At 64.8% G+C, this 10383-nt stretch carries 9 protein-coding genes and 1 tRNA gene; 3 read left to right on the top strand and 7 right to left on the bottom strand.

Features of this window, described 5'->3' with window-relative positions; translation table 11 throughout:
- The coding region (gluQRS, locus tag Q0139_RS11625) for a tRNA glutamyl-Q(34) synthetase GluQRS (RefSeq protein WP_298021960.1) at window positions 1-1011 on the bottom strand (1011 nt) is incomplete at its 3' end.
- Here gluQRS and Q0139_RS11620 point away from each other — a divergent pair.
- A complete protein-coding gene (locus Q0139_RS11620; RefSeq protein WP_298021957.1) occupies window positions 1010-1702 on the top strand; it encodes a DNA-3-methyladenine glycosylase in 693 nt (230 codons plus the stop codon). The two genes, gluQRS and Q0139_RS11620, sit on opposite strands and share 2 nt — an antisense overlap.
- Window positions 1703-1828: 126 nt before the next feature.
- Entirely contained in the window at window positions 1829-2386 is a 558-nt protein-coding gene (locus Q0139_RS11615) for an HNH endonuclease (protein ID WP_298021954.1), read from the top strand.
- A 33-nt stretch (window positions 2387-2419) separates the two neighbouring features.
- Here the strand turns inward: Q0139_RS11615 and Q0139_RS11610 are convergent, their stop codons facing one another.
- The gene (locus Q0139_RS11610; protein ID WP_298021951.1) at window positions 2420-2935 is read right to left on the bottom strand and encodes a disulfide bond formation protein B; all 516 of its coding nucleotides are present in this window, start codon (window positions 2933-2935) and stop codon (window positions 2420-2422) included.
- A 13-nt stretch (window positions 2936-2948) separates the two neighbouring features.
- The gene (locus tag Q0139_RS11605; protein WP_298021948.1) at window positions 2949-3536 is read right to left on the bottom strand and encodes a YqaA family protein; all 588 of its coding nucleotides are present in this window, start codon (window positions 3534-3536) and stop codon (window positions 2949-2951) included.
- Window positions 3537-3701: 165 nt separating this feature from the next.
- Between Q0139_RS11605 and Q0139_RS11600 the strand changes: the two genes are divergently transcribed.
- Window positions 3702-3786 (top strand) — tRNA-Leu (locus tag Q0139_RS11600).
- A 164-nt stretch (window positions 3787-3950) separates the two neighbouring features.
- Here Q0139_RS11600 and Q0139_RS11595 read toward each other — a convergent pair.
- The 4 genes from Q0139_RS11595 to Q0139_RS11580 form a co-directional block, all read right to left on the bottom strand.
- Window positions 3951-4856, bottom strand: a complete 906-nt coding sequence (locus Q0139_RS11595) for a choline/ethanolamine kinase family protein (protein WP_298021946.1) — start codon at window positions 4854-4856, stop codon at window positions 3951-3953.
- A complete protein-coding gene (locus Q0139_RS11590) occupies window positions 4853-7273 on the bottom strand; it encodes an FAD-dependent oxidoreductase (protein ID WP_298021943.1) in 2421 nt (806 codons plus the stop codon). Before Q0139_RS11590 ends, Q0139_RS11595 begins: the two co-directional genes overlap by 4 nt.
- Before the next feature lie 3 nt (window positions 7274-7276).
- Complete coding sequence (locus tag Q0139_RS11585) at window positions 7277-9718, bottom strand: FAD-dependent oxidoreductase (protein ID WP_298021940.1); 2442 nt, start codon at window positions 9716-9718, stop codon at window positions 7277-7279.
- Window positions 9715-10383 (bottom strand): phosphotransferase (locus Q0139_RS11580; RefSeq protein WP_298021937.1); only part of this gene is annotated, 669 nt, incomplete at its 5' end. The genes Q0139_RS11580 and Q0139_RS11585, both read right to left, overlap by 4 nt.

Raw genomic sequence — 10383 nt, 5'->3', positions numbered from 1 at the left:
GGTTCCCTCGGCGATGCTCATCCCGGCGGCAATCGCCGTGTCTTTTGCGATCCTGCTGCTGCTCGCCATCTTCAAGCGGATGGTGCGGCCTACCCAGGCTTGCGGATCGGGCGCCAGTCCGGCCATCGCGATGATCTCCGCCCTGCTGACGCCCTCGGCCCTCAGCGAGGCGATCGACGTCGCGCCGTCGCTCTTGGAGAGCTTGCGGCCGGTCTTGTCGAGCACCAGCCCATGGTGGCGGTACCGGGGCGCCTTCAGGCCAAGCAGTTCCTGCAGCAAACGGTGTACCGATGTCGCGGCGTAAAGGTCTTCGCCGCGAATGACGTCGGTGATGCTCTGGATCGAGTCGTCGACGGTGACCGCCAGGTGATAGCTTGTCGGAACGTCGCGCCGGGCCAGGATGACGTCGCCCCAGGCCGCCGGATCGGCGGCGATGACGCCTGTCTCGCCCCGAGGCCCCGCACCAAACTCATCCCACGACAGCGGCGCGCCCAGTCCCTCGATCGCCGCCGCCATGTCGAGCCGCCAGGCATGCGGCTCGCCGTCCTCGATGCGCCGGCGGCGCTCGGCGGCCGACAGGGTGCGGTCGCTGCCCGGATAGAGCGGCGCGCCGTCCGGATCGCGCGGCCAGGACGTGCCCGCCTGCTCGCCCGCCTCGACCAGCCGCCTGATGTCGGAACGGCTGAGATAGGCGCGGTAGACCAGACCCTCACCTTCCAGCGCCTCCAAAGCGGCGCGGTAATCGGCGAAATGCTCCGACTGGCGGCGCACCGGCGCCTCCCAGGACAAGCCGAGCCAGGCGAGATCCTCCAGCATCGCCGCCTCCAACGCTGGCGAACAACGTTCGGTGTCGATATCCTCCATGCGCAACAGGAACCGTCCGCCCGCCTCGCGCGCCATCTCGAAATTGAGAATGGCGGAATAGGCGTGGCCGAGATGGAGCGCCCCATTTGGGCTGGGCGCAAAACGGAACACGGGCCGCTGGTCGCTATGGGAGACATCTTGGGTCATGGCTGGCGATCTAGGTAGAGGCGACGCAACGCCAGCGCAATCGCTGTCGCCAATCGACACCGCCGACGACATCGCCCGGGGCCTCGACTTTCTGAGCGCCGCCGAGCCGCGCCTTGCCGCCGTCATCGCCGAGGCCGGCGACGTGCCGCTGCGCCGTTCGGAGCCGGGCTTTGCCAGTCTGGCCTCGGTCATCGTCTCGCAGCAGGTCTCCAAGCAAAGCGCCGCTGCGATCTGGGATCGCCTGACCCGGCTCATCGATCCGCTCGACCCCAAGGCTTTTCTGGCCGGCGGCGAGGATGCGTGGCGGGAGGCCGGCCTGTCGCGGCCGAAACAGCGAACCCTTGTCGCGGTCAGCGAAGCGGTCCTGGAGGGCCGGCTCGACCTCGACCATATGTGCCGCATCGACGGCGCGGCGGCGATCGCGGAGATGACGGCGATCAAGGGGATCGGTCCCTGGACGGCAGAAGTCTATCTGCTGTTCGCCGCAGGCCACCCCGACATCTTTCCGGCCGGCGACATCGCGTTGCAGGCAGCGGTCGCCGACGCCTTCGAGCTTCCGTCGCGTCCGGCCGATAAGCAATTGCGGGCTATGGCCGAATCATGGGCGCCCTGGCGCGGTGTGGCGGCGCGGCTTTTCTGGTCATTCTACGCCGCGCGGCGAGGACGCGCGGTCATGCCCGTCGACGCCTGACCAAACAAGCAATTGAAAATTTTGCCGTTTTTGCTAAAAAGCAGATAACGCGACAATGCTTCACAAGGATGTCACAACGCGCTTACTATATGGCCACGGAAACATCGTGATACGAAGAGGTGAGCCTTGACGATTGCGGTCTCGCCGGACAGCCTTCCGGCGCTCGTCTTGAATGCGGATTACCGTCCGCTGAGTTATTATCCCTTGTCGCTCTGGTCCTGGCAGGACGCGATCAAGGCGGTCTTTCTCGACCGTGTGAACATCGTGGCCGAATACGACCACGCGGTCTCATCGCCCTCGTTCGCGATGAAGGTTCCTAGCGTCGTCTGCCTGAAGAGCTACGTCAAACCCTCGGCCCATCCGGCCTTCACCCGCTTCAACGTCTTCCTGCGGGACCGGTTCCAGTGCCAGTATTGCGGCTCGCCTGACGACCTGACCTTCGACCATCTCATTCCGCGCCGCTTCGGCGGCCAGACGACATGGGAAAACATCGTCACGGCCTGCTCGCCCTGCAATCTCAGGAAGGGCGGCAAAATGCCCCGGGAATCGGGCATGATACCGCATCAAAAACCCTTCCATCCCACCGTGCACGACCTGCACAACAATGGCCGAAGTTTTCCGCCCAACTATCTTCACGAAAGCTGGATGGATTACCTTTACTGGGATGTCGAGCTGGAACCCTGATCGGGTCTCCGGCCTTTTTTAATCCGGTCTGATTCAGGCCTTGCGCAGCGCCGCCCGGTAGGCGACCGCCGCCAGGATCAGGCTGGAAATCACGTTCCACCCGGCAAAGGACAATCCGAGGAAACGGCCCGCCGCCTGGTCGCAGGCCGGCGGCGTGACACTGTCCAGCGCGCCGAGCAGATCGCCGGCATTGCTCGCAAGCCCGCTCGTCGCCGATGTCGAGCAATCGGCGGGTCCGGCCCACCAGTGCCATTCGACGCCGGAATGATAGACCGCCATCACCAGCCCGACCGTCATCAGCAAACCGACGACCGCCAGCAGCAGCCGCGCGATCCATGCCGGCATCTTCATGCCCGCGGCAATCGCCGCCAGCAGCGCCACCGGCACGCCGGTATAATAGGGAATGCGCTCTTCGAGGCAGAGCTTGCAGGGAATGAAACCGCCAATGTGTTCGAAGCCCAGCGCCGTGCCGACCACGACCGCCATGGCCACCGCCAGAAACAGTGCCGTCATCATGTGAAAGCGGGCGGAACCATGTGTCGATGTCATATGAATTTCCAGTCTAGAACAGGTAGCGCACGGCGACGAAACCGCCGAGCAGCAAGACCACGAAAAGGGTAAAAAGAAGGCCGAGATACTTCTCGATGAAATCGCGGATCGGCGCGCCGAACCAGAAAAGCAGGCCCGACACGATCAAGAAGCGCAGGCCGCGCGACACGATCGAGGCGACGATGAAGATCGGCAGGCTGAGGCCGGCGGCGCCCGATGCGATCGTGATGACCTTGTAGGGGAACGGCGTCAGCCCGGCGATCAGCACGAACCACCAGCCCCAGTCCTTGAAGATCGCCCGGAACTCGTCGAACTTGTCGAGATAGCCATAGAATTCCAGCAGCGGCACGGCGGCCTGTTCGTAGAGGAACATGCCGATGGCGTATCCGAGCAGCGCGCCGAGGATCGAGGCGACGGTGCAGACCATCGCATAACGCAGCCACTTCGCCTTGTCCGCCAGAACCATCGGGATCAGCAGGACATCTGGCGGGATCGGGAAGAACGAACTTTCCATGAAGGAGACCGCGGCGAGCATGCGCTCGGCATGGCGGGTGGCGGCGAGACCCATGGTCCAGTCGTAAAGCCTGCGAATCATGCTCATGCGGCGAATGTCCCGTTCGATGTCGCGCACGTCCATAGGTCGCACGGGCGCGAAGCGCAATCGATCAGCCCACGCCGGGTTCGGAAAACTGCGCGACCTTGCCGCTTGACGCCCCCCGTGGCGGAACGCTAGACGATTTGCGCACCGAAGCGACACGCTTCGCATGCCCCTGTGGCGGAATTGGTAGACGCGCTCGACTCAAAATCGAGTTCCGCAAGGAGTGCTGGTTCGATCCCGGCCAGGGGCACCAAAATCTTCGATTTTGGATTCCTTGTTTGCAGGTTGCCGCCCGCCAACCCAACCTGCCGGTTCCGGTTCGGGGATTATCCCCTCGCCTTCACCAGATCTTCGATTTTGGATTCCTTGTTTGCAAATTGCCGCCCGCCAACCCAGCCGGGCGGTTGCGAAAACCGGCTAGAGCGTTTCGACCGCGCGCAAGTGGTCTGCGAAATCCGGTGTCGCCATCAGCGCCTTGCAGCGCCCGAAGCGGCCGTCGGCATAGGCGCGGAAATCTTCCGCCGGATTGTTGTTGGCGAGCTGGATCAGGCCCCACAGCGTCCAGAGCAGGTCGCACATGCCCTTGTAGATGACCATGCGGCCGCGATCCTGCGGCGTCGCCTCGCCGCCGAAATAGGCGGTGAGCATTTCTTCATCCTGCGCCGGCGAGAAACCGCCTTCCACCGAAAGATCGCCAAGATCCCACATCGGATCGTTCATGCCGGAATATTCCCAGTCGACGATCCACATGCGCCCGTCGGCATCGAGGAAATTCTCGCACAGCGGATCGCAATGGCAGGCGGCAAGCGGCACGGGATTGACGGCAAGCGCCTTGAGCACCGCCTCCGCTTCGCGAACGACATCGTGATAGCCGTCGGGCAGCGCCACGTCCTTGGTCGCCAGGATGCCGAGATAGTCGTCGATCATCGAGAACAGTTCGAAGCGGAACGGAAACACTGCCCCTGACAAATGCAGGCGGCGAAACGCCTCGCCCGCCCGCGCCGGCGCTCCTACCCGGCTGGCGAATTTGTCCGGCGTCATCGTCACGGAGCCCTCGATGAAGCGCGTCACCATCACGCCGGTCGCCGCGTCGAAATGCAGAAGTTCCGGGCTGACGCCGGCCTTGGCGGTTTCCTTCGTCGCGACCGCCTCATTGGCCCGGTCGATATATTCCTCGGTGCCCTTGCCGGGAATGCGCAGGCAATAATCGCCGACGCGGAAGACGAGATTGGTCAGGCCGCCGAGCCGCTGCGGCTCTCCCGCATCTGCGAGAAGCGGGATCCCCGCAATGGCCTGTCTTGCCTCGTCCAGCCCGTCCGTCATGCCTTCAGCCTTTCCATTTTCGCATCATAGAGGCAGCGCGGCCCCCGAACGGCATCATATGCCGTGCCGAAGGCCTCGATCGCAAATCCCTCCTGCCCGGCGAGTTCCGCCGGAAGGTAGCCGAAACCGATGGTCTTGCCGAGGTGATGACCGTAGCCGGCGCTTGTCAGCGAGCCGACCGGCTCGCCGCCGAGCAGCACGGTCTCGCCGCCGAGAAACGGCGCGAAGCCGTCCACCGTCAGCGTCACCAGCTTGCGTTGCGGACCCGCCGCCTTCGCTTCGGCCAGCGCCTCGCGGCCGATGAAATCGCCCTTGTCGAGCGCCACCGCGAAGCCGAGCCCGGCCTCGTAGGGCGTCGTTTCCGGCGTCACATCGGCGGACCAGTAGAGATAGCCCTTCTCCAGCCGGCAGCTTTCGATGGCGCGGTAACCGACATCGGCGATGCCGTGCGGCGCGCCGGCCTCCTTCAGCGCCTCATAGACATGCACCGCATAATCCTGCGGCACGTATAGCTCCCAGCCGAGTTCACCGACATAGCCGACGCGCACGGCCAGCGCCGTCGCCAGCCCGATTTCGATCTCCTTTGCCGCCAGGAACGGGAAGCCCGCATTCGTCAGGTCCGTTGGCGTCAGCGTCTGCAGGACGGCGCGCGCCTTCGGTCCGCAGACATTGATCACCGCGAGGCTGTTGGTCACCTCGCGCATCGTCACGCCGTCGGGCAGGTGCCGCCGCACCCAGGCGGAATCGCGCACGCCGAAGCCCGATCCCGTCACCAGCAGGAACCGTTCCGGCCCTGTATGGATCAGTGTCACATCAGCCTCGACGCCGCCCTTCTCGTTGCAGAGCTGCGTGTAGATCGCCCGGCCCGGCTCGCCGGCAAGATCGCCCGCGGCGATCCGGTTCAGCGCGGCGCGCGCGCCTTGTCCGGTGATCTCGAATTTCGAGAAGGACGTCTGGTCGATCAGCGCCACCCTCTCGCGGATGGCCCCGGCTTCCTCGCCGACCGCGTCGAACCATCCCGGCTTGCCTTCGAAGCTCGGCGTCTCGTCGGAGGTCGTGCCGTCAAGCGCGAACCAGTTCGGGCGCTCCCATCCGAATTTCGAGCCGAACCGCGCGCCGTTCGCCTTCAGCGCCACGTGCAGCGGCGAACGCCGCAATCCGCGCCCGGCATGGCTTTCCTCGCCGGGCCAGTGGATCTTGTAATAGGACCCATAGGCCTCGATGGCGCGCTCCTGCAGATAGCCGGCCTGCGCATGCGGCGCGCCGAAGCGGCGTATGTCGAAGGGCCACAGATCGAGCCCCGGATCGCCATGCATGATCCAGTTCGCCATCGCGTCGCCCGCACCGCCCGAAGCGGCGATGCCGGCTGTGAAGCCGCAGGCGACGTAGAAATTGTCGAGTTCCGGCGCCAGCCCCATGATCGGCTCGCCATCGGCGGAAACGGGAATCGGTCCGTTGATCACCGTCCGGATGCCGATCTCGTTGAGCACCGGCAGCCGCTCGGCCGCCGGCAGCGCGAAGAGTTCGAGCCGGTCCATGTTCGCCGGGAACAATTGCCGGCCGAAATCGAACGGCGCGCGCTGGCCCCAGCAGCCCTCCGTACCGTCCTCCCATCCGCCGATGGCAAACGCGCCGCCGACATCGGGCTTCAGGTAGAAATTCTTGTCCGGGTCGCGCAGCGTCGGCAGGTCGTCGCCGTAATCGAGCCCCTTCTCGGTGACGAAATACTGATGCTCGACGACGCCCGCGGCGAGCGCCACGCCGGCCATCTCGCCGATGCGCTTCGCCCACAGCCCGGCGCAATTGACCAGCACGTCGCAGCCGATCGTGCCGTGATCCGTGACGATGCCGACCGCGCGGCGGTTCTCGACCACGATATCCTCGACGCAGACGCCCTCCTCGATCCGCGCCCCGTTCTGGCGCGCGGCATAGGCGAAGGCCTGGGTGACCGCATAGGGGTCGATATAGCCGTCGGACGGGATGAAGGCCGCGCCGACCACCCCGTCGGGATCGATATAGGGAAACCTGTCGCGCGCTTCCTGCGGCGTCAGCATATGCGCCTCGAAGCCGAAGCTCTTCGCCAGCTGCATCGAGCGACGGATTTCGCTCCATCGCGCCTCGCTCGACGCCAGCCGCAACGATCCGACCTTCTTCCAGTCGGTCGCCTGCCCGGTTTCGCCGGCCAGCCGGTCGAACACCGCGACCGAGTTCTGCATCAGCCTGGTCAGGGATTTCTTGCCGCGCAGCTGGCCGACAAGGCCGGCCGCGTGCCAGGTGCATCCATGGGTGATCTGCGCCTTTTCGAGGACAAGCACGTCCTTTTCCCCGGCGCGGGCCAGATGATAGGCGAGCGAACAGCCAATGGCGCCCGCCCCGATGATGACGATGCGCGCATGGCGGTCAGCGGCAAAAGACATGGCTCAGGCTTTCACGCGGGAATTGGAGGGGTCGAAGAAGGGGTCCATGCCGATCTTCGCCGGGATGCGCTCATTGGCGACCACGAGCTCGTAGGAGCCCGACATCAGGAAGTCGTCGCTGACGCCGTCGGCATGGCGCACATAGCCGTAACCAACGCTCTTGCCGATCGTGTAGCCATATCCGCCCGAGGTCAGGTAGCCGACAGTCTCGCCGTCGCGCAGGATCGTCTCGCGACCGACAAGGACGGCGTCCGGATCGTCCAGCGTGAAGCCGGCGAGCCGCTTCGTCAGCGGCATACCCACCTTGCCCTCCAGCGCCTTGCGGCCCATGAAGTCGGTGTTCTTCTTCAACTTGACGGCCCAGCCGAGCCCGGCTTCGAAGGGCGTGTCGTTCGGCGTGATGTCGGACGACCAGGCGCGATATCCCTTTTCGAGCCGCAGGCTCTCCAGCGCCCGGTAGCCGATCGGGCGGATATCCTCCGCCTTGCCGGCCTCCATCAGCGCATCGAAGATCTCGCCCGTCGCGCCGATCGGCACATGCAGTTCCCAGCCGAGTTCGCCGACATAGGTGACGCGCAGCGCACGAACGACATGCCCCGCGATCTCGATCTCGCGGACATGGCCGAACGGGAACGCCCCGTCGGAGACATCGGCGGCGGTGACCTTCGCCAGCACGTCGCGCGCCTTCGGCCCCATGAGCGACAGCGTGCCCCAGTCCTCGGTGATGTCCGTCAAAGTCGCATCGCTATCTGCCGGAATGTGGTCGGCGATCCAGGCGAGATCGTGGGTGCGGAACCCTGTGCCGGTGACGATGTAGAACCGGTCCTCGGCGATGCGCGCCACCGTAAGGTCGGCCTCGATACCGCCGCGTGAATTGAGCATCTGGGTATAAGTCAGTCGCCCGACTGGCTTGGATACGTTGTTGGCGCATATCCAGTCGAGCGCCTTCAGCGCATCCGCGCCGGCCAGTTCGTATTTGGCGAAGGAGGACTGATCGAAGATGCCGACCTTTTCGCGCACATGGGCGTGCTCTTCGCCGACCGGGGCGAACCAGTTCTGCCGGCCCATCGAATAGACGTCTTCCGCCTCCATGCCCTCGGGCGCGAACCAGTTCGGCCGTTCCCAGCCGAGCTTGGAGCCGAACACGGCGCGATGCGCCTTCAGCCGCTCGTAGAGCGGCGACACGATGCGCGGCCGCCCGCTCTCGTATTCCTCGTGCGGGAAACCGATCGTGTAATGCTTGCCATAGGCTTCCAGCGTCCGGTCGCAGACCCATAGCCGGTCGCGATGAAGGCCGGAGAACCGACGGATATCGACAACCCAGAGATCGAGCGGCGCCTCGCCCGATATCGTCCATTCGGCCAGCACCCAGCCGGCGCCGCCGCCCGCCGCGATGCCGAAGGCGTTGAAGCCCGCGCCGACATACATGTTCGAACATTCCGGCGCCGTGCCGAGAATGAAATTGCCGTCCGGCGTGAAGCTCTCCGGGCCGTTGATCATCTGCTTGACCCCGGCTTCGGCAAGCACCGGAATGCGGGCCATCGCCTGTTCCATATGCTGTTCGAAATGGTCGAAATCGTCGTCGAAAAGGCGGAACTCCCAGTCGTTCGGCACGTCGCCGATCGTCCAGGGCTGCGGGTTCGGCTCGTAGCCGCCCATGACGAGGCCGCCAACCTCTTCCTTGAAATAGGTCCGCCGGTCGGGATCGCGGATCGTCGGCGCATCGGAGGCGAGGCCGGGGATCGGTTCGGTGATGATATACTGGTGCTTGACCGGCTGCAGCGGCACATTGATGCCGGCCATCTCGCCGACCTGCCGCGCCCACTGACCGGCGCAGTTGACCACCTTCTCGCAGGCGATATCGCCCTTGTCGGTCTTTACTTTCGTGATCCGGTCTCCGTCCATCTCGAAGCCGGTAACGCGCACCTGTTCGTGGATCTTCGCGCCGTGCATGCGCGCGCCCTTGGCGAGCGACTGGGTGATGTCGGAGGGGCTCGCCTGCCCGTCGGTCGGCAGCCAGCTCGCGCCGACAAGATCGGACGTGTCCATCAGCGGCCACATCGCCTTCACTTCGTCGGGCGACAGCAGATGCATCTCCATGCCGAAGGACCGCGCCGTTGTGGCAAGGCGGCGATATTCGGTCCAGCGATCCTCGTTCGTCGCGAGCCGCAGGCAGCCGCTCATCTTCCAGCCGGTCTCGAGCCCGGTTTCCTGGTCGAGCCGCTTGTAGAGGTCGACCGAGTATTTCAGCACCCGCGTGATCGACGCCGACGAGCGCAGCTGACCGACGAGGCCGGCGGCGTGCCATGTCGAGCCGGAGGTCAATTGCCCCATTTCCAGCAGCACCACGTCCGCCTTGTGATCCTTCGCCAGGTGATAGGCCGTCGAGCATCCGATGATGCCGCCGCCGATAACGACGATCTCGGCCTGTTGGGGAAGCGTCATGATGAAGTCTTTCCGTGTTTGGAGTGATAGCGGTCGAGTGCGGCGGCAAGCCGCGTGAGGTTTTCCTGCGTATAGGCGGCGTAATCGACGCCCGGCGCATCGAGATGCAGTTCCGAGACCATCGACCACATCGCCTCGCGCAGCAGTGAGGCGCATTGCATGGCGTCGAAGGAGCGTTTCACGGCATCATCGGAGGCGCGTCCGAAATAGCTCGAAAGCAGCCGCTCCGCCGTTTCGTCGTCCATGCCCGAATTGGAGGCCGCGCCGGCGAGATCGAACATCGCCGTGTTGAAGCCGGCATATTCGAAGTCGATCAGCCAGAGCCGCTCACCGTCATCGAGAAAATTGCCGGGAAGGAGATCGTTGTGACCGAAAACGATCGGTAACGGCGCCTGCGCCGCCTCCAGCGCCTCGGCCAGCGCGAGGTAATGCGGCAGCTCCGCCGCGTGCGCGCTGCCGCCGGATTTCAGCGTGCGCGCATAATCGCGTATCACATGGAACACCCAGAACATGAACCCCGGCCCGGAAACCGCCGCCGGCATCCTGTGATGGAAATCGTGCAGGAGCCCGGCGATGCGCTCCGGCTGCGCCCGCATGTCCTCTTCCGTCCATGTCCGCGCCTCGATGAAGGCGGACACCATTACGCCCGGCTCGGAATATTCCAC

It is taken from the genome of uncultured Parasphingopyxis sp. (assembly GCF_937129435.1).
In the GTDB taxonomy this organism is placed as follows: domain Bacteria; phylum Pseudomonadota; class Alphaproteobacteria; order Sphingomonadales; family Sphingomonadaceae; genus Parasphingopyxis.
This window is presented reverse-complemented; position numbering and strand designations above follow the sequence as displayed.

Coding starts and splice junctions, on each gene's coding strand:
- Q0139_RS11620 (WP_298021957.1), top strand. CDS start 1,010: ATGGCTGGCGATCTAGGTAGAGGCGACGCAACGCCAGCGCAATCGCTG.
- Q0139_RS11610 (WP_298021951.1), bottom strand. CDS start 2,935: ATGACATCGACACATGGTTCCGCCCGCTTTCACATGATGACGGCACTG.
- Q0139_RS11605 (WP_298021948.1), bottom strand. CDS start 3,536: ATGAGCATGATTCGCAGGCTTTACGACTGGACCATGGGTCTCGCCGCC.
- Q0139_RS11595 (WP_298021946.1), bottom strand. CDS start 4,856: ATGACGGACGGGCTGGACGAGGCAAGACAGGCCATTGCGGGGATCCCG.
- Q0139_RS11590 (WP_298021943.1), bottom strand. CDS start 7,273: ATGTCTTTTGCCGCTGACCGCCATGCGCGCATCGTCATCATCGGGGCG.
- Q0139_RS11585 (WP_298021940.1), bottom strand. CDS start 9,718: ATGACGCTTCCCCAACAGGCCGAGATCGTCGTTATCGGCGGCGGCATC.